This is a genomic window from Thalassobacterium maritimum, from assembly GCF_031127805.1.
GTDB lineage: Bacteria > Verrucomicrobiota > Verrucomicrobiia > Opitutales > Coraliomargaritaceae > Thalassobacterium > Thalassobacterium maritimum.
In genome coordinates this window covers 57944-76942 of record NZ_JARXHW010000004.1, presented here as the reverse complement: position 1 = coordinate 76942, position 18999 = coordinate 57944, and the positions used below count along the sequence as shown (strand labels likewise).

The following is an 18999-nucleotide window of genomic DNA, read 5'->3' as shown; positions in this document are numbered from 1 at the left end:
TGCAAAATGCACGGCCATTCGAGGAGTTCTTATGCGTTCTGCACGATGCCTATGTTATAAAAACAGGAGCACTCGACTTTAACAGGAACTTACATGGTATAGAGTGCGCTCTAGCGCAAGCCTGTGGCGCTCACCTTGTTGCGATCAGGCGTTTTTGTTGCAATCGAAGTGCAGATTGGCATGTTGTTTGGTAAAGCGAAGCTAGCTTATAACTAAATATGTATTGTGTCCGAGGTTAGCAAAAAGAAGAAATTAAGCGCGCTTGATAAATCTCAAGCGAAGGGGCACATGGGGATGCCTTCACCGCAGATTTACGAAGTCGTACGCCGCGAAGGGCTGGAAGAATTGGCGAGACCGATGTCTTCTTTGTTCTGGTCTGGCATTGCAGCGGGCATGGTGCTGAGTTTATCAATTTATTGTAAAGCTTTTCTGCATGGGCATCTCACTGGCAATCCTTTGCAGACAGTGCTTTCGAATGGTGGCTATGCCGTCGGATTTATTATTGTTATTTTAGGCAGGCTACAGCTTTTTACTGAAAATACTATTTCAGTGGTCTTGCCGGTATTAGGAGATCGAACCGCTCGTAATTTAAAATGTACAGCAAGGCTTTGGGTGGTCGTTTTTACTGCAAATATGCTGGGCGCTTGGCTATCTGCCTACTTTGCGTATCACGGTGCCATATTACCCGAATCTCAAGTCGCCGCCGCGTTAGAGATATCGCATCACTTACTTGAATACTCCACGACGCAAACATTGCTCTATGGCATACCTGCTGGTTTTATGGTGGCCTCCATTGTGTGGGTGCTACCCAGCGCAAAGGGGAATGAGTTTTGGGTGATCTTCCTCGTGACTTATATGATCGCACTTGGTGGCTTGACTCACGTTGTCGCGGGAGCCACCGAATGGTGCTTACTTGCGTTGAATGGAGAACTCGACTGGTTGGATGCAGTTTTTAAGTGTATCTTGCCTGCATTGCTAGGAAACATAATTGGGGGCACGGGATTGTTCGCCCTGATTAGTTACGCACAAGTGAAGGACGAAATCTAGGCTGTTAGCCTTATCTGCCTAGAGCTTGAATACTCTGCTAATGATGAGGACGAAGCGTCGTGCACACTGCAATGAGGGGCTAAGGTTTGGCGTGCAAATTACGGTATTTCTATATTAGATTAATTCCTTTGTTTTCTGTAAGTCATTGTTTTATAGTTGTTAGTGATATTTGTGGCGGAGTTGGCACAGCGCTTTCTATGTAATAAAGCCTCTTAAACATATCTAAACTAATAACCACAACAGAAAGGCACACATCATGTTATCATGGTCACTCACATTCCTCATCATTGCAATCATCGCAGCCGTACTTGGGTTCGGTGGTGTCGCTGGCGCAGCCGCTGGTATCGCTAAGATTCTCTTCTTCGTATTCCTCGTGCTATTGATTGTTTCGGCCGTCGCTGGAGCAGTTCGTGGTAAGAAGCCTATGTAAATCAACTCTACTTAAACTAATATATACATTATGAAAAAAACACTCAGCCTACTCGCATTTTTTAGTGCATTGATTGCAATGACAGCTTGTAACACTGTCGACGGTATCGGCGAAGACATCGAAGATGCCGGTGAAAGCATGCAAGACGCGTCAAATTAATACTCATTTTTAGATGATGCCAAAAGGCGGGGCGAGTGCCCCGCCTTTTTTAGGTACCTTCACGGAGAGACGGGGGCGCCCACATATAAAGCGCAGCAGCCTGAATTAGAGCTTTGGAGTCAAAGTATTCACGCGCGCAGCCCGATAGAGAATGTTGCTCGGTAGGTGTATTGTGAAGGTGCTACCAGTGCCGACTGTGCTATTGACTTCGATTTGGCCTTTCATGTTGCGGACGATGGTTTGTACCAGTGCGAGACCCAAGCCGGAGTGGCTTTGCTCACCGTTGCGTGATTTATCGGCTCGGTAGAAGCGTTCGAAGATATGTGGGAGGTCGTCTTCGCTAATGCCGGGGCCGTTGTCGCGGACTTGAATGTAGACGGTGCCGTTTTGGCGGCCGCAGCTGATATGTACAGTGCCGGTACCAGGATGGTGCTGAATCGCATTACCGATGAGGTTGTTGAGGACGATCATCAGGCTGTTGAGATCGGCTTTTAAGGGGCTGTCTTCAAGTTCTGATAGGATCTCGATGGCCTTCGCTTCGGCCAATGGTTGATGCTGAGCGATGCTTTGGCGAATGCACTCGGAGAGTTGGCAATCGCTCAGCGCCTGAGCGGGCGCGCCGTCATCTTGACGCGCTAGCATTAGTAGGCTCTCCACTAAATGACGCATACGAAGGCAGCTTTCGTGGCAGAGGTCGAAGGATTCCAGATATTCGCTGTTGTCTCTTTGGTGCCCTGGTTTGCGCATACGTTGCGTCTCAGAGAGTAAAATAGTGAGTGGGGTGCGCAGCTCGTGGGAAGCGTCGGCGGTGAATTGCCTTTGGCGTTCGAAGGCGGCGTTGAGGCGCTCGAAGGTGTGGTTGAGCACATGGCTTAATTGGTCGAGTTCGCTGGTGCCGCCATCGGTATCGATCCGTTCATTCAGGTTGCCTTCGGCGATGCGTGTGGCAGTGCGACTGATACGCTGGATGGGTTGGATTGCCTTGCCAGCCAGCCACCAGCCGCCCAGTAGGCCTAAGCCCCATAGGGTGAGTCCGATCGCTGCGAGAGAGAGCGCGAAACGCTGCATCTCCGCGCGCTCTGGGCCGAGTTCTCGGCCCACAATCGTGCGTAAGCCGAAGGGCACGCTGCGGGCAATCTCACGGTAGTCTCCGGTGCTGCGGGAGGTCTCGACCATTTCGGAGCCTTCTGGTAAGGGCAGGAACTCGAGTCGCTGCGGGGCGTTCTCTGATTGTAGCAGAACCTTGCCCTCTCTGTCGGCAATGCTGAAAAAGTTATGGCTGGCTTCCTGGCCACTGAAGCGGGTGCTCATTTCTTCTGGTACTTCGATAGAGTCCGTTTGTAGTAGTGTGAGAAACTCCTCCGGTAATAGGGGCCGAACTTCCTTGGTGGATTTATGTACATTGCTCACACTCCGCGATTCTGATGCGCGGCTGTCTTTGTTCTGGCGAAGCAAGGTGCGGATGAGCTCGCGTTCCAGATGTTGGATTTCGCTGTCAATACGGCGTAATTGATTAAACCACGCTAATTGATAGGCAGTCAGGCAGAAGGCTGCGATCGCGATGAAGAGGATGAGCCCATGCCAGGCTTGGATGCGCCAGCGGATGGATTGGAAGGGGGATTTCATTCGATGTAGTAGCCGTGGCCGCGGCGGGTCTTGATGACGTCTGAACCGAGCTTTTTACGCAGATTAGAGACGTGGACGTCCAAGAGATTAGACAGGCTATTATCAGTTTCGTCAAAGAGGCGTTCGTAGAGAAGGCTGCGGCTGACGACTTCGCCACGATGCAGCGCCATGTATTCGAATAGAGAATACTCGCGGGCGGTGAGCTCAATTTCGCCCTTGGTATTGCTGAGCGTGCGCTTGGCGGTATCGAGTTGGAAGCTCTGCACTTGTAGTATTGAGCTGCTCGCACCACTGCTACGGCGGATCAGTGCGCGTAAGCGAGCCACCAATTCGTCGCTATCAAAAGGTTTAGTTAAGTAATCGTCGGCGCCAGCATTGAGCCCTTTGATACGATCGGGCACCGTGTCCATCGCGGTCAACATCAGCACGGGCGTGCTATGCTCAGGGCGTAGGGCTTCCAAGACCTGCCAGCCATCCATGCGTGGCATCATTACATCCAGCACGATGGCGTCGTAGAGATCTTCACTGGCCTTGTAGAGACCTTCTTCACCATCGGCGGCGGCGTCCACCGCAAAGCCAGCGTCCTTGAGAGTTGCGCTCAGGCTGCGGCGTAGGCCGTTATCATCTTCGACGACTAATATTCGCATAGTTCTATTATTCATGACGCAAAGCGTCGATGGGATCAAGCTTGGCGGCACGACGGGCTGGAGCAAAGCCAAAGACGATGCCAACCAGTGCGGAAAAGGCAAATGCGATTAGATTGATCTGCGTATTAAATACGAAGCCAATTTGAATCAGTGGTGCGATCAGAGAGCAGAAGATGTAGGCTAATGTGATCCCCACGATTCCACCTACACAGGAGAGTGTGAGCGCTTCGACTAAGAACTGCCATAATACTTCGCGGGCAGTGGCTCCTATGGCGAGGCGAATACCGATTTCCCGGGTGCGTTCGGTGACGGATACCAGCATAATATTCATGATGCCGATCCCGCCGACGAGGAGTGAGACTGCTGCTACGGCGGCTAGCAGGGTGGTCATTAATTGAGTTGAAGAGCTCAGGGTTTCGGCGATCTGGCGTGTGTCGAAAACGTTGAAATCGTTGTCTTGATTGCTTTGTAAATTGCGGCGCTGACGCATGAGCGAGGTGATATTGCTGATTAGTAAATCGCTATCAAAGTCATCCTCGGCTGAAATACTGATTTGGCTAATGTCGCGTCCGGAGGAGCGTCCGCCGAGGCGGCGTTGCATGGTGGTGAGGGGCACCACCATCGTGTCATCCTGGTCCCCCATGCCAGCCTGGCCCTTGGCTTTTAAGATCCCGATAATTTGCAAGGAAGCTTGGCCGACGCGGATCTTTTGCCCGATTGGATCTTCGTCGTCGAAGAGTTCTGTCTTTACCGTGTTTCCGATTACTGCCACAGCAGCTCCCGTCTTGGCTTCGGTTGTGGTGAAGTAGCGCCCTTCGGCTAGTTCCCAACTATTGATTTCAAAATAGTCGAGTGTGCTGCCCGTCACTGAGGTGCTGCGGGCTTCTTGGCGGTAGATCGTGCTGAGTGAGCTGTTGCGCACGGGGGCGATGGCAGCGACACCGGGCACCTGCTCGGCGATAGCTGTTACATCGGCTTCGGTGAAATTGGGCACACCCGCTGAACTGGAGCGTGGCCCGAAGCCAGAACCTGGCCGCACCATAACTAAGTTGCTTCCGAGGTTAGAAATGTTGTCTTTGACCGCTTGAGTGGTGCCGTCGCCTAGAGTGACCATGGTGATCACGGCGGCGACACCGATGATGATGCCGAGCACCGTCAGGAAGGCGCGCATCAAGTTGCGCTTGATTTCGCGCAGAGCGATAAAGAAGGCGTTGGTGAGCATTGAGATCATGAGAGGACGGCCTGCGGGAGTGGAGGATTTACGTGGTCTTTTTGAATGAGTCCGTCGATGACATGGACGGTTCGTTGGGCATAGGTGGCGACATCGTCCTCGTGGGTGACCATGAGAATCGTGATGTTGCGCTCGCGGTTCAACCGGGTGAGCAATTCCATGATTTCCTCTGTGGTTTGAGAGTCCAAGTTACCAGTGGGTTCATCGGCAAAGAGTGTGGTTGGATTACTGACGATGGCGCGGGCGATGGCGACGCGCTGTTGTTGACCGCCTGAGAGCTCGGCCGGTGTGTTACGCTCCTTGTCGGGGAGCCCCACCTGGGCGAGCGCATCGCGTGCCATTGTATGGCGCATTGAGCGCTTGATGCCGCGATAGAGCAGGGGGAGTTCTACGTTTTCGAGGGCGCTCGTGCGCGCGAGTAGATTGAAACCTTGGAAAATAAACCCCAGCGCATGACGGCGCAGCAGCGAGAGTTGCACTGAATCGAGCGTTTCGACTGGGATCCCCTCGTATAGATAGCTACCTGTGGTGGGGCGGTCGAGGCAGCCTAGCAAATTCATGAGTGTCGATTTACCAGAGCCACTGGGGCCCATGATTGAGACGAATTCCCCCTGATGAATCGTGAGGTCAATGCCCTTGAGCGCCTTGAATGCAGCGCTGCCTTGCCCGTAGGTTTTGGTCAACTGTTGTAAATGTATGAGTTTCTGTGGGGATGTATTCATAATTTAAATACTTTCGCTGAGGATGACTTCGGAGCCTTCATTTAGGCCATCTCCACTGACCTCTGTGTAACGTCCGTTACTGAGACCGATGGTGACTTCGATGGGGCTTGGTCGATTGTCCTGTAAAATCCAAATGGTGGAACCACTGCCACGTTCCAGCATGTTATCGTTCTGCGGGCGGCCACTGCCGCTGCCGCCACGACGGGGAGGGCCGGGCATGAGCTTGCTGAGAAAGCTCTCGTTACTGTTGCTACTGGTTTTGGGTGCTTGATCCGGAGGTGTTGGTTCGAAGCGTAGGGCCGCGATCGGCACGAGCAGCACGTCACTGTGCTGAGCGACATGAATGTCTGCGGTAGCTGTCATACCGGGGCGCAAGCTCAAGTCTTCGTTGGATGCGCTGAGTTCGGTTTCGTAGGTAACCACGTTATCCGTTTCAGAGGATCCGTAGGATACCTTGAGCACTTCTGCTTGATATGTGCGATCGGGCCAGGCGTCGACTTGGAAGGTGGCGCTTTGTCCTGATTCGACTCGACCGATATCCGCTTCGGCTACAGTGACTTCGAGTTTCATTTGGCTCAGGTCTTCGGCGACAACGAAGAGCTCTGGTGTGGAATAGCTGGCGGCCACTGTTTGCCCGGCGTCGATGCTGCGACTCAATACGATGCCGTCGACTGGCGAGCGGATGATCGATTTGTCTAAGTTACTTTTAATAATGTTTATTTCAGCCTGAGCTTGTTCGATTGCAGCTTCTGCGCTGAGCACTTCGGCAGCGGCGCGCTCGGCTGAGGCTTCGGTGGTGGAGAGGTCGGCTTTGGAAGGAATGCGACCTTCACTGAGCGTGTGGAGCTCTTGCTGGCGCTGGAGGGTCGCTTGGGCCTCCTTTAAGCTGACTTTGGCTTGAGCTAGATTTGCCTTCGCGGATTCGAGGTCCGCTTGTCCTGCCTTGAGAGTATTTTCCAATGTGGTGGTGTCTAAGCGCATCATTGCCTGGCCTTTAGTGACGCGGTCATTGTAATCGACATACACTTCGCGGGCAGTGCCTGAGAGTTCACTACCGACGGTGACTTCATTAGTCGGTTCCAGATTGCCAGTGGCTGTGATTGTCAGGCTGATTTCTCCGCGCTTGAGGGGAGCGGTGCTAAATTGGGGGCCCGAGTGCTGAGGCTTGGCGCTGGAGCCCAGAAACTGCCAGAGTGCGAGCGCTAGTAACAAAATGACTAGGGCGCTGATGAGTCGTGCGCGCTTCTTGCTGTTGGGGCGGCCTTTTTGAATGGCATCGGCCAAACTGATGTCGGAGTTGGAGTCGTTTGTATTCATGTTGGATTGATTTTAGAGTTGTGTGAGTGACAGGGGAGTGGACCAGCCGCCACCCAGTGCTTTGTAGAGCTCCACGTGTGCTTGTAGCACTTCGGCTTGGGTGCTGATACGATCTTGGTCGAGTGAGAGCTCCGTACGTTGTGTGTCGAGCACGGTCAGCAGGTCGGCTTCGCCACTCTCGTATTGCATCTGGGCGAGTTCTGTGGCCTTGCTGGCGGCGGCACTGGCGCGCTGAAGGATCGCGAGTTCTTGATTGAGCTGATCGATGCTGGAGAGTGCGTTTTCCACCTCGGCGAGTGCGGCCAGCACCTCGCTCTCATAGTTGAGGTAGGCTTGCGTAAGTGTTTCTTTTTGAATTTCGATATTGCGACTGATTCGTCCTGCATCCCAGATCGGTGCACTCAAACTGGCGATGGCGTTGCTGATGATTTGCTCAGGATCTAGCCAATCGCCTGCTTTAAAGGCCTCTATGCCGATGGAGCCATTTAGATTCAATGATGGTAGGCGGCTGCGTTCGGTGGCAGTGAGATTGGCAGCTGCCGCTTCGATATGGCGTTCGGCAGAGCGAAGATCAGGGCGCTGACTTAGAGTGTCGGCTGGGATCGTTCGTGTGAGTTGATCCGGTGCTTGAGGAAATTTAGCCGTGGACTGGAGTGATTGTAGCTCTGCAGGGGTGCGGCCTACTAGGATCGCCAGACTGTTGCGGATCTCTTGGATGCTTTGCTCCAAGGCCGGGATTTGTGCGCGTGCTTGCTCCACTGTGCTGAGGCTTTGCTGAGTGCTGAGTGCATCGCCTTCACCGGCTTGTTCCTGCCATTGGATGATTTCCAAGGTACTTTCACGAGTGCTTAGGTTTTCTTGGACGATGCCGAGCTGTATTTCATAAGCGCGCAGGTCTAGATAAGCGGTCGCAACTTCCGCGGCCAGTGAGACCTGCGCGTCATGGAAGTCTTCAACACTCGCCGCGAGTTCTGCTTCGGAGGCTTCCAGGTATTTCGCTTGTTGCCCAAATAAATCCACTTCCCAGCTGGCATCGATTCCGGCACTGTAGCTTTCTGAGGAGCTCGTGTTGTCTGTATTCAGATTATTAACATGGGATCCCGATGCGCCTGCACTGGCATCGATTGAGGGCCAGAGTTGCGCATTGGCCAAGCCACGCTCGGCGCGGGCTTGGCGGATCGATGAGAGGGCGCTACGGCTGTCAGTATTATTTTGCAGTGCTTCTACGATTAAGTCGTTGAGCACGGGATCGCCAAAGCGCTGCCACCATCCACTTAAGTCGACTGCAGTGGCCTGACTCATTGTTTCTGAGCCGTGTGCCCAGTTTTCTGGGATGCGCTGGCTGATGGTCGTGCTTTCCGGTGAGCTACCAGTGGTGGTGCAACCTATGAGCGCTAGGCTGGATAAGCTGATTAAAGCGATACTGAGTGGAGTGGAATGTGATCGTTTCATGACATGTGATAGAGGAACATGTTACCACTCTAGCAGAAGGTACCTTTAGATTAGATTAAGCTTGGATGAGAATCGGATACCTTTCAAAAAATATTAGAGCAGAGCTGAGTGAATAGGTTTGTCATGATTGCCTAGTCTTTTATCGTTAATTATGTGAGTTATCTTGGCTGGGTGAAATCTGTGAGTGCCGAAGTCGTTCAGCAATGGCTTTCGGGTTTGCTGTGCTTGAGCGGTCTTCTGACTGCAGTATGGTGGTTTTGTGCTTCTGAATCTACTGCGGGTGCAGGATTGGGAGTGCCTTCACATCCATTTTTATCGGTGGCTCTGTTTATTTATGGAGCCATTTGTTGGCGCTCGCTATTTTTCAATTCACGGCGATATGAGAGGCCAGTTTGCTTGTGCCTACTCATGGGGCTTGGAGTCCTGGAACTGGTGTTTTTGTGTGTGCCTGTTTTTGCGGTTTCAATCTTTAAGGCACCATTCTTAGAAGTCTTCGCGAGGAGTGAGCCGCATGCGTTTAGTGTGCTATATTTTTTAAGCTTCACTGTTTTTCTTGTGAGTCTACTGTTTTTGAGACGCTACACTTGGGCGTATTTTCTAGCTGCGGTTTGTTGGGTGGTCATGGTCGCCTTATTAATTTCGGCTCTTCTGACGCATTTATTGAGCCTCGATGGGGGCAATCGTACCTTTGTTGGAGGGGTTACAGATCAGCTATATTTTCTACTCATCGTGTGCATTGCATGGCTCTTATTATTTCGAGAGCATTGTATCGTTTCGCTGACTTCTCCTGCTCGATCTGCTTTTCTAGCTACATTGGGGGGGGCGTTAATCGCTTATACAGTAATTTCCACTAGTGTTGCTTTAGATCGGAAATTATTTGAGAAAGATAGCCAACTCATGTTGGCGAGTATGCGGCGGGAAATCATCGCAGAGCTTGACGATGTAGTCCGGCTATTGGGCTTGCTGCGGAGTGGAGTCGCAGCTTCAGAGGTTCCATATGCTGCTGCGGGCACTTCATTTACGGGCTTAGGTGTTGATTTTGCAGTGCTAGAAGATCGCTTAAACGTGGTCGAAGGTTTATATATTTACTCATATGGCTCATCGGGGGAGCAATGGATTGGTGATGAGGCGCGGATTGAGGAGTTGCAAAGGGCATTTCCTAGCTATGAACGACTCCTTGCTGAACAGGCAGAAGATCAGGAAGCTGTTCGCATTCATATTGCCTCTACCGAATCTGGGCTAGCAGGCTTGATTGCATATCCGCTGGAGCTGGATGGACTGGGTCAAGAGAGTAGAACCCATATGTTTCTAGCAAAAATATCTTTTGCTGCTTATTTGCACAAGTTGGCCTTTTCTAATGTGCAGAATGAGCGGATGCTGATAACTCTCAATGGTTATCAGATTCGTGAAGCTTTTAAGCTCTCTGAGAAGCAGTATCAGCAGTGGGGACACGAGTTGAGCTTTCAAAAGTATGGCTTGAATTTTATACTGCGCATCATCCCAGATCCTAGTTTGTTTGTGCAGTTGCAAGTGGTTAAGCATCGCTTGCTATGGCTGGCTGCGAGCTTAGCTGTTTTGATGACTGGCTGGATCGTTCACAAAAATGCACGTTATCGCGTATTGGTTGATGAAACTTTAGAGTTAAATGCCCAGCTGCAAGCGGAAGTTCAGGTGCGACGAGAGGCTGAAGCAAAGTTAAAGAGTGCGAATCGAGAGCTGGAGCGTAGTAACCGTGACTTGCAAGAATTTGCGCAAGTTGCATCGCATGATTTGCAGGAGCCGCTGCGCATCATCAAGGCATTTAGTGAGCGTATTTACACTGGGTATCGTGATTCATTAGATGAAAAAGGGGGGGATTATTTAAATCGAATGCTGCGAGCAGTTGATCGTATGAGCACGCTAATCGAGGAACTTTTGAATTATGCTCGTGTGGAGACGCGTGCTCAGACGCATAAGGAGGTGGATTTAAACCTTTTACTGGTTGATTTGCAGGATACCTTCGTCGAGCGTTTGGAACTGACTCAGGGGCGTATCGAGATCGAGGGGGGGATGCCTCCGGTAGTCGCTGACGAATCGCAAATGCGCCAACTTTTTCAAAATTTAATTAGCAACGGGCTCAAATTCATGCAGCCGAATGTGCCACCTGTGGTCCAGATCCGCGCGGAGTGCGTGGATTCAAAATTGCGCATTTATGTTAGAGATCATGGCATCGGCATGGATCCGAAGTATCAACATAAAATTTTCAAGGTGTTTCAACGTTTGAACGGACGTTCTGAGTATCCCGGGACAGGTATCGGCTTAGCGATCTGCAAGCGAATTGTTGAACGACACGGCAGCGAGCTTCATGTAGACTCTGATCTCGGGAAAGGCGCCACTTTTTCGTTTTATCTGCCTGTGAGTAGAAATTTTATTTGCCCAAACGGTAATTAACAGTAGCTTTACATGTATGCCCCCCCTTATAAAGTTTGTTATCGCTGAAGATGATGAAGATGATCAATTTTTGATCGAAGAAGCTTTGCAGTCTTGTGCGGTACGTAACCCCTATGTTTTTGTTAATGATGGAGTTGAATTACTCGAATTGTTAACCCAAGAATTGAAAGAGAATCCAGCGAAACAGGCGGAACCAGCTCTAATTATTTTATTGGACTTGAATATGCCTCGAATGGATGGGCGTGAAGCCTTACAGAAGTTGAAGGCGGATCCCGTGTTTCGCAGAATTCCTGTCATTATCTTGACGACGTCGAAGTCGGACGAGGATATCATCCGTTCTTATGAAACAGGTGTGAATTCTTTTGTGACGAAGCCAGTGAGCTTTGATGGTTTGGTGAGTGTCATCGCCGAACTTAAAAGATACTGGGTAGAAGTGGTCGAAATACCTAAACCTGGAGCGCCCTAGAGACCATTTATTATATGAGTTCGCCGATAAGCATTGTCCTGATTGAAGATAGTGAAGATGATTATATTCTGACTGAAGAGGCTTTGTCGGAGGGGCTGGCTGGGACGGATTACAGTTTGCAATGGTTGGACCATGCCCCGGATCCAGACTTGTTCTTAGAGCAATATGATCCAGATGTCATATTGATTGATTACAGCCTGGGAGCTGTGAATGGAGTGGACTTTGCTCGTGATATACGAGAACGGAATGCCTTTGTTAGTATCATATTACTAACTGGGCTTTCTGCACGAGTGTTCGAGGAGGTGGATCAGCAAGTGGAAGGCGTCGGGATCTCTGATTTCTTTCCTAAAAAAGAAGTGAGTGGAGCTACGCTTTCCCGTTCCGTACGCTATGCTTACGAGAATTCTATCCAACGGCGTCAATTACAAGAACAGGCGGCTACAATCGAAGATATCTTACTGCGGACCGAGGTGGTGATGTGGCGCGAATCTAAATTAAGCGATCAAGAGGGCTGGGAGTGTTTTTGTTCAGATTCGATCCAAAAATTATCTGGTTATTCGAAGCAGGAATTTATTCGCCGCCGCATGCAGTTGATTGACTTGGTTGCCGCATCTGATTGCGAGCGTGTTCGGAAGGCGTACTCCGAGGCACCTTCAGGTGAGCTTAAGCTTCGTTACCGTATTATTTGCTATGATCAGTCGGAGCGATGGGTTGAGGAAACCCGCGAGACTATACGAGATCCAGATAGCGGTGAGATTTTAAAGGTGGTCGGTTGCTTGCGCGATATTACGCGGGAAATCGAGTCGGAATCGATGCAACAATTAATGGCGAAATCACTGGATCAGTCTTCAGATGCAATCTTGATAACGGATGCGAATTTGGAGCGTCCCGGACCAAAAATTCTGTATGTGAATAAGGCAATCTGCCGTATGTCGGGGTATAGTGAATCAGAGTTGCTAGGGCAAAGCCCGCGAATCTTTCAAGGCCCTAAAACAAACCGAAAGGTTTTAAATCGCTTACGTTCAAAACTGCTAGCTGGTGATAATTTTCAGGGTATGACCACTAATTACCGTAAAGATGGCAGCGAGTATATTTTATCTTGGCGAATATCGCCCGTTGTGGATTCGAGCGGACAAGTAACGCATTATGTGTCCACTCAAACTAATGTGACTCAGGAAATTCGCCAACGCGAGAAATTGAAAGAGCAGGAAAATTTCCTCAGTGAGATCGGTTCGATGGCTAAGGTTGGAGGCTGGCGCTATCGCAAATCCACAGATCATCTTTATTGGACCGATCAAATATACGAAATTCATGCGATGCCGGTGGGCACACCAATTTCGATTGATGATGCATTATCTTTATATTCGAAGGTGGACCAATTGGCTCTCAAAAACGCTTGGCACACGTGCTTGGATGAAGGTGTTCCTTATGGCCTGACCTTGGAGATGCGTGATCGACGGGGGGAACATAAATGGTGTCACACTCAGGGGGTGCCGATGTGGGTGAATGGCGAGATTGAGGGCGTCTGGGGAGTTTGTCAGGATGTGACTGAATCTAGGAAGCGCTCGCTTGAGCTAGAGCAGGCTTTGAGGGACGCTAATCATGCAAATGAGGCGAAGAATCAATTTTTGATGATGATGAGTCATGAGTTACGGACTCCACTAAATCCGATCATTGGATTTGCGGAGCTGATGTTGTCGGAAACCACAGACCCGGAGCAATGCGCATTTTTAAAGCAGATTCAGTTTTCAGCCACTCATTTGGTGGAACTGATTGGAGAGATTCTAGATATTGCTAGTATTGAATCGGGGCGCATAAAATTGGAATCGAAAGCTTTTTCTGTTTCAGCTTTGATTCATGAAATTATTGAGATGTTTCAACCCAGCGCTCAAGAGAAAGCTCTGTCGCTCGAATATTTGGATGCTGCGCATGGAGACTCGGATACACCCTTGATTTGTGTAGGAGATGAGAGCAAAATTCGACAAATTTTAATCAATTTATTAAATAATGCGATTAAGTTTACACATGAAGGGACGGTTCGTGTCGAGTTGTTGCCACCAGCTCTGAATGCAAGTGAAGTTGATGTTACCGTGTTAGTTCGTGACACTGGCATCGGGATTAGAGCTGAGAATCTTGATTCTATTTTTGATCGATTCTATCAAGTTGACCAGAGTGCCTCGCGTAAATATGAAGGGCAGGGGATTGGTCTGAATTTGTGTCGAGAACTGGCGGAGTTGATGGGAGGGACGATTCATGTCGGCAGTGAATTCGGTGTAGGCTCAGTATTTACCTTAAAGCTGAAGTTGCCTAGACATGTGCCTGAGGGACCGGAGCCTCGAAGCGAGGGTGCAAATACTTGTTTGGAGGAACGTGGCCAGGTGCTGGTTGTTGAAGACGATGCAATGAATCGCTTAGTTATTAGTGAATTACTGCAGTCTTTGAGTATCACACATGTTTTAGCGGAGGATGGTTTTGAAGCTCTCCATTATATCGAGAGTGAGCGTTTTTATCTCGTTCTAATGGATATTCAGATGCCAAAGTTGAATGGCATTGAGACCACGCGCCGAATCCGTTCTGGAACGAGTCCAAATTCACATGTGCCGATTGTGGCATTGTCGGCTCATGTTGTGGACGATATTAAAAAAGAGGCGATTGAAGTCGGAATGAATGATTTTCTTGAGAAGCCAATTACCTTATCGAAATTGAGGACTTTCTTTGAGCAGACGCTTTTTTAGTTATACGTCTTGTTTGTTTTCGTATTCCAATGTGACTGGTATTTTTACGTGAAACTCGGCTCCTTGTTGATAATCAGAGTTGATCCAGATCTTGCCAGACATGAGTTCTACGAGGCGTTTGCAAATCGCTAATCCGAGGCCAACGCCTTCATGCTCACGACTGCTACTGCTATCGATTTGTTGAAACTCTTGAAAAATTCGAGACTGTTCCTCGACTGGAATTCCAGGGCCTTGATCACGAACGATTAAATGCAGGTTGGCGCGGGGCAGGTGCTTGCTTGCCTGATACATTTCTATGTCTGCGATGACTTTGATTTCGCCGGATTCTGAGAACTTGATGGCGTTGTTGACTAGATTGAGCAAAATTTGCTGTGTTCTTGCGGGGTCAATTTTACATGGCGTGCTCAGTTGAGGCGCGATCTGAAAATTTAAGCTAAGACCTTTCTGACTACACGGCTGTCCCAGGGTGTTTCCGATTTCATCTAAAAGGTCGGGAATGGAGCAGGCCTTGGTCGCGATCGTCAGTCGACCAGATTCGATGCGAGAGATATCGAGAATATCTTCGATCAGTTGTAGTAAGTGATTGGAGCGAGCTTTGATGATTTGCAGCCACTGGCGTTGCTTGTTCGCTAGTTCTTTAGACTCGAGTAGCAGGTCGGTGAGTCCAATGATCGGATTTAGTGGAGTGCGTAATTCATGGCTCATTGTGGCTAGAAAGGTGTTCTTCGCTCGGCTGGCAGCTTCTGCAGCTTCTTTAGCTTCAATGAGCTTGGATTCGTATTTTTTACGCTCGGTAATGTCGGTTGATACACGGCTGATTGCAACGACTTCACCATTTTCGTTCCGAACTAGCCGCATCTTGCTGATGAATTGCTTTTGAGTGCCGTCGGCCGTGCATTTAGTGAGTTCTCCTTGCCAACTCTCGTTTTGCAGCGTTAGGGCTAAGAAGTCCTGGCCGGGGCGACAAGCATTACAAGTTGTTCCGTAATCTAGGACATCAGAGCCTATTAGCTGCGAACGATCGAAGCCTAGCGTCTGAGTTTCGGCATCATTAACGTAAGTTATGATGCCGTTGAGGTTCATTACGGTGACACAGTCTTGTATTTGCTCCAATACCAGAGCCTGCAGGCGTAGTTGCTGCTCGTCATGATAGTGTTGCGTGATGTCTCTACCGACGCCGAGTAGACCGAGTATATCTCCATCTGCAGTTTGATAGGGAGCTTTTAGCATACTGAGAAGTATTTTATTTCCACCCTCATCGCGGATCCATTCTTTGTTTTGACGAGGGCTTCCTTGAGCTAGCATTTGTTTATCATTTTCTCGAAAGTAATTTGCTAGTTTTGGCTCGAACAACTCATAGTCCGTCTTCCCTCGGATGGCTTCAGGCGTACTGCCGACAATTTTAGCGAATTTTGCATTACATCCTAGATATTTGCCGTCGAGATCCTTGTAAAAAATCATGTCTGGAATTGAATCAAAAAGAGAAGTAATGAAGCCTAGATTACGCCGTAACACCTCTTCGGATTTTTTGATTTCAGTAATGTCTTGATGTGTTCCATACATCCATTCTGGGCTCCCATCTTGCTTTCGTGTGGCGAGCTTGCCGCGATCGGTGATCCATACCCATGTGCCGTTTTTATGTCTCATGCGCAGTTCACAGCTGTAGTAGTCCGTTCTGCCTTCGAAGTGGTCCTGGATACGCTCTTGCGCGATTTTGAGGTCCTCAGGGTGGCATAAGTTGATCCAAGTCTGTAATCTAATGGGTGCTAAGTCCTTTAGCTGGTAGCCAGCCATCTCAGCCCAATACTGATTGAGCCTCAATTCGCCTGTCGCTACATTCCATTCCCAAGTGCCGACATGAGTGCCAGTCAGAATATTCGCGAGTCGTATTTGTTCGGCCGCCAAGCTTTCTTGCATATGCCGGCGCTCTGTCGTGTCTTGAATTATTGAGAAGAGTACGGGTTCTTCGTGGCTCTGTATGGAAATAAAGAGCACATCCACGGTTCTTGCTTCGCCGTTACTTAAGCGGTGTGTAAATTGATAGCTCTTTCTTTCGCCCGCGGTCACTCGCTCGAGTACATTACCGATTGCATCGAAGGCGCCGTTATCAATATCAGATAAATTGATTTCTGTCAGCTCTGACTGCGAGTAACCATAATAATCTATGGCGGCTGGGTTGGCATCGAGGATTTTTCCAGTTTTAGGCCCTATCAATAGAATGGGAGTGGCACTGTTCTTAAAGAGGCCAGCGGTTTGGCCCTCACTTTCCTTGAGATGCATTAACAGCTTCCTCTGCTTTAAATGAATAATGCCGATAATGATACCAAAACCAGCTAATAGCAGTGCGATGATAAATGCTGTGATGAAGTAGACTCTATGTTTCCCGTAAAGGGACTGAGGCTGATCAAGAACGATCGCTCCGGGGGGGAGCGCGGTTACAGAGAGTTGCTGGCATTGCATTTCTCTGTAGTCAAAAATGTAATTGCTGCCGTAATTCTCTATTAAATGATCCTCTGGTAGAGGCTTACCATTTAGGTAGTCGTTCGCGATATTTACAGCCAATTGAGCCATCTGCTGGTGGGATACCACCTTGCCGCCGAGGAACCCGAGTCCGATGCCGTGCGAGTACGGGTAGATGATCGGTAGCCGTGTGTGATTCTTGAACCATAAAGCAAGGTCTAGAAAGCTTCGTTGTGCTCCAGTTTTATCTTTGTATGCGGAGAGTAAGAGTAGCACGTCGTTGTGAGGATAGGCGCGTAGACGTTCTTTATACTCGGAAAAAGTATAATTACTTAAGTCATCGACCTCCAGACGCTCTTCTATTTCAGGGGATAGGTTTTTTAGCAGCGACTCTAATTGAGCCTGACCACTGGGAGTGGGGTCTGTAATTACGTGTAAAGTGCCCAAACTAGGAAATAGTTGGAGTGCAAGCTCTGCATTTTCGTTTAGAGCCTCTTGCTCTAAGATCCCACAGAAATCAGCACGTTGCGCAGCTGTTTCGCCTAAATTACGATCATTGATTCCAAAAAATATGACTGGGCTTGAACCTAATAAGCCATCCTTATGTAGTAGAAGAAATTTCAGTGCATTGTCATCTGAGGATACAATGACATCATAGCTGCCGTGCTGATGGATTTTTTCTTGAATCTGTTGCAGCGTGATAGGAAAACGTTCCGCCACAGGGTGGCGTTTGGTATCCATGTAGATCAGGTCGATCTCACGGCCAGTTTGCTCATGTAGGCGCGAGATTGCCTTTAAATGGCTCGATGCTGAGGTGAATTCCGAATGGTAGGAGCTCAGGTATAAAATACGTTTGCTCGCCCCTGTAAGTTGAGTGCTTGCGACTGCAAGAAATAGCAAAAGAAGGGTTGTGATTTTGACTGGTATCGACTGTGGCATGTCGCGCTGTGAGGGTGGATGTTAATGTATTCGTATCATGTCCATTCAGCAATCTTATTTCATGTTCACGCGCTCTCTTTCCTTAGCCAGTCAGCAGGATGCGATTTCAAAAGCCAATAGTGTCATATCGTCTTGTAATTGTAAGTCGCCAGTATGCTGCAGCGCAGCCTGGTAGGTCTTGTCGACACATTGTTGTAGTGGTAGATTGGAATAAGATTCGATGGTTTGACGTAGACCTTCAATTCCAAATTCTTCGCCATTGGGCTTCGCAGATTCCACGATGCCGTCCGTAAATAAAAAAAGTCGGTCGCCGGCATGCAGAGTGTATTCGACCGGAGGGCTGGCTTGCCCGGTAGGCAGGCCCATGACCATCGCGCTAGCTAGTTTGAGGTGCTCGACGGTTTGTGAGCTCGCACGCAGTAGCATCCAGTCGGGTTGCCCTGCGTTTGACAGGTGTAGCTTGCGACTGCCGTTGGCTTGCGGTGGGTCGAAGTGGCCTGCGACCGCAGTGACAAAGCCTTGGGTTATTCGGCCAATGACATGCTCATTAATGGTATTTAAAAAGTGGTCTGGGGCTTTGTCGTATTCTTCAGCAGCGTGAGCTGACATATATTTGAGTAACACGGTGTAGAATGCGGCCTGCACGCCATGGCCACAGACATCGGCCATGAAAAAGATGAGTTCCTTTCCAGGGCTGCGGGGGAAGCTAATGATGTCTCCGCCGACTGAGGTCATCGGCTGCCATACATAAGCGATGCGGATGTCGTCAACGACTGGCAGGCGCCCTGGAATCATGATTTGTTGCACCTTTTGTGCGCTCGCGATATCAGCACGCATGGTTTTATTTTGTTCGAGTACCTGTTGCTTTGAGCAGTGCTCTTCGGTCACGTCTCGGGATATACCGATCAGCCCAATTGTCTCTCCGGTATCGAGGCGTAGGGGAGTCTTACTGTGCGAGACCCAAGTGACGTTGCCAGACTTCCATGACTCTTTCTCGATACGATTGATCAATGGTTCATTCGTGCGCATAATACGCTGCTCTTCGTCGAAAAATCCTTGCGCAGTCGCTTGGTCGTAAAAATCAAAATCCGTCATGCCTTCGATATCGGTGGGACGTTGTAAGCCGTGAGTGCGAGCAAGTGCCTCGCTAACAAAGACGAACCGGCTCTGGGTGTCCTTAATGTAGATGCGGTCAGCAGTCTGTTCCATTAGCGTGACAAACAAACGCTTGAAGGAGTTTCGGATGAGTGTGGCGCTTTGCTCGTAATCGGATTTCATGGGGCAGTCCTTGTTTGAGGCGCTGGGGGGGCAGCTTACTTCATTAGTATTACGTTTGTT

14 protein-coding genes are annotated in these 18999 nt (G+C 49.5%); 6 read left to right on the top strand and 8 right to left on the bottom strand.

The window, feature by feature from the left end; all coding sequences use genetic code 11:
* Positions 1-225 precede the first annotated feature (225 nt).
* The 3 genes from QEH52_RS02920 to QEH52_RS02910 all read left to right on the top strand — a co-directional run bounded on the left by QEH52_RS02920 (position 226) and on the right by QEH52_RS02910 (position 1636).
* Positions 226-1047, top strand: a complete 822-nt coding sequence (locus QEH52_RS02920; protein ID WP_308948517.1) for a formate/nitrite transporter family protein — start codon at positions 226-228, stop codon at positions 1045-1047.
* 256 nt (positions 1048-1303) lie between these two features.
* Positions 1304-1477 carry a DUF1328 domain-containing protein gene (locus tag QEH52_RS02915; RefSeq protein WP_308948515.1) on the top strand — a complete coding sequence of 58 codons (174 nt, stop codon included), beginning with the start codon at positions 1304-1306 and terminating at the stop codon, positions 1475-1477.
* A gap of 30 nt (positions 1478-1507) precedes the next feature.
* On the top strand, positions 1508-1636 hold the full coding sequence (locus tag QEH52_RS02910) for an entericidin A/B family lipoprotein (RefSeq protein ID WP_345785437.1): 129 nt from the start codon (positions 1508-1510) through the stop codon (positions 1634-1636).
* A 105-nt stretch (positions 1637-1741) separates the two neighbouring features.
* Here QEH52_RS02910 and QEH52_RS20670 read toward each other — a convergent pair whose 3' ends face one another.
* The 6 genes from QEH52_RS20670 to QEH52_RS02880 are packed head-to-tail and all read right to left on the bottom strand — an operon-like array spanning position 1742 to position 8631.
* Positions 1742-3262, bottom strand: a complete 1521-nt coding sequence (locus tag QEH52_RS20670; protein WP_308948514.1) for a sensor histidine kinase — start codon at positions 3260-3262, stop codon at positions 1742-1744.
* Complete coding sequence (locus QEH52_RS02900; protein WP_308948512.1) at positions 3259-3909, bottom strand: response regulator transcription factor; 651 nt, start codon at positions 3907-3909, stop codon at positions 3259-3261. The genes QEH52_RS20670 and QEH52_RS02900 overlap by 4 nt, the downstream gene beginning before the upstream one ends.
* A gap of 7 nt (positions 3910-3916) precedes the next feature.
* Entirely contained in the window at positions 3917-5131 is a 1215-nt protein-coding gene (locus QEH52_RS02895; protein ID WP_425609275.1) for an ABC transporter permease, read from the bottom strand.
* A 5-nt stretch (positions 5132-5136) separates the two neighbouring features.
* Complete coding sequence (locus QEH52_RS02890) at positions 5137-5862, bottom strand: ABC transporter ATP-binding protein (RefSeq protein WP_308948510.1); 726 nt, start codon at positions 5860-5862, stop codon at positions 5137-5139.
* A 3-nt stretch (positions 5863-5865) separates the two neighbouring features.
* Positions 5866-7179 (bottom strand): efflux RND transporter periplasmic adaptor subunit, encoded by a 1314-nt coding sequence (locus QEH52_RS02885; protein WP_308948509.1) that lies wholly within the window; start codon positions 7177-7179, stop codon positions 5866-5868.
* A gap of 12 nt (positions 7180-7191) precedes the next feature.
* Positions 7192-8631 carry an efflux transporter outer membrane subunit gene (locus tag QEH52_RS02880; RefSeq protein ID WP_308948508.1) on the bottom strand — a complete coding sequence of 480 codons (1440 nt, stop codon included), beginning with the start codon at positions 8629-8631 and terminating at the stop codon, positions 7192-7194.
* Positions 8632-9186: 555 nt separating this feature from the next.
* Here QEH52_RS02880 and QEH52_RS02875 point away from each other — a divergent pair.
* The 3 genes from QEH52_RS02875 to QEH52_RS02865 are packed head-to-tail and all read left to right on the top strand — an operon-like array spanning position 9187 to position 14262.
* On the top strand, positions 9187-11061 hold the full coding sequence (locus QEH52_RS02875; protein ID WP_308948507.1) for a sensor histidine kinase: 1875 nt from the start codon (positions 9187-9189) through the stop codon (positions 11059-11061).
* A gap of 16 nt (positions 11062-11077) precedes the next feature.
* Positions 11078-11527, top strand: a complete 450-nt coding sequence (locus tag QEH52_RS02870; protein WP_308948506.1) for a response regulator — start codon at positions 11078-11080, stop codon at positions 11525-11527.
* Positions 11528-11541: 14 nt separating this feature from the next.
* Positions 11542-14262 carry a response regulator gene (locus tag QEH52_RS02865; RefSeq protein WP_308948505.1) on the top strand — a complete coding sequence of 907 codons (2721 nt, stop codon included), beginning with the start codon at positions 11542-11544 and terminating at the stop codon, positions 14260-14262.
* On the opposite strand, the gene QEH52_RS02860 is transcribed toward QEH52_RS02865, so the two are convergent.
* Positions 14263-17661: a sensor histidine kinase gene (locus QEH52_RS02860; RefSeq protein WP_308948504.1), complete on the bottom strand. Its 3399-nt coding sequence runs from the start codon at positions 17659-17661 to the stop codon at positions 14263-14265.
* Between the two features lie 90 nt (positions 17662-17751).
* Positions 17752-18939, bottom strand: coding sequence for a PP2C family protein-serine/threonine phosphatase (locus tag QEH52_RS02855; RefSeq protein ID WP_308948503.1), 1188 nt, complete (start codon positions 18937-18939; stop codon positions 17752-17754).
* Positions 18940-18999 lie beyond the last annotated feature (60 nt).

Coding starts and splice junctions, on each gene's coding strand:
- QEH52_RS02915 (WP_308948515.1), top strand. CDS start 1,304: ATGTTATCATGGTCACTCACATTCCTCATCATTGCAATCATCGCAGCC.
- QEH52_RS02910 (WP_345785437.1), top strand. CDS start 1,508: ATGAAAAAAACACTCAGCCTACTCGCATTTTTTAGTGCATTGATTGCA.
- QEH52_RS20670 (WP_308948514.1), bottom strand. CDS start 3,262: ATGAAATCCCCCTTCCAATCCATCCGCTGGCGCATCCAAGCCTGGCAT.
- QEH52_RS02900 (WP_308948512.1), bottom strand. CDS start 3,909: ATGCGAATATTAGTCGTCGAAGATGATAACGGCCTACGCCGCAGCCTG.
- QEH52_RS02895 (WP_425609275.1), bottom strand. CDS start 5,131: ATGCTCACCAACGCCTTCTTTATCGCTCTGCGCGAAATCAAGCGCAAC.
- QEH52_RS02890 (WP_308948510.1), bottom strand. CDS start 5,862: ATGAATACATCCCCACAGAAACTCATACATTTACAACAGTTGACCAAA.
- QEH52_RS02885 (WP_308948509.1), bottom strand. CDS start 7,179: ATGAATACAAACGACTCCAACTCCGACATCAGTTTGGCCGATGCCATT.
- QEH52_RS02880 (WP_308948508.1), bottom strand. CDS start 8,631: ATGAAACGATCACATTCCACTCCACTCAGTATCGCTTTAATCAGCTTA.
- QEH52_RS02870 (WP_308948506.1), top strand. CDS start 11,078: ATGCCCCCCCTTATAAAGTTTGTTATCGCTGAAGATGATGAAGATGAT.
- QEH52_RS02865 (WP_308948505.1), top strand. CDS start 11,542: ATGAGTTCGCCGATAAGCATTGTCCTGATTGAAGATAGTGAAGATGAT.
- QEH52_RS02860 (WP_308948504.1), bottom strand. CDS start 17,661: ATGCCACAGTCGATACCAGTCAAAATCACAACCCTTCTTTTGCTATTT.
- QEH52_RS02855 (WP_308948503.1), bottom strand. CDS start 18,939: ATGAAATCCGATTACGAGCAAAGCGCCACACTCATCCGAAACTCCTTC.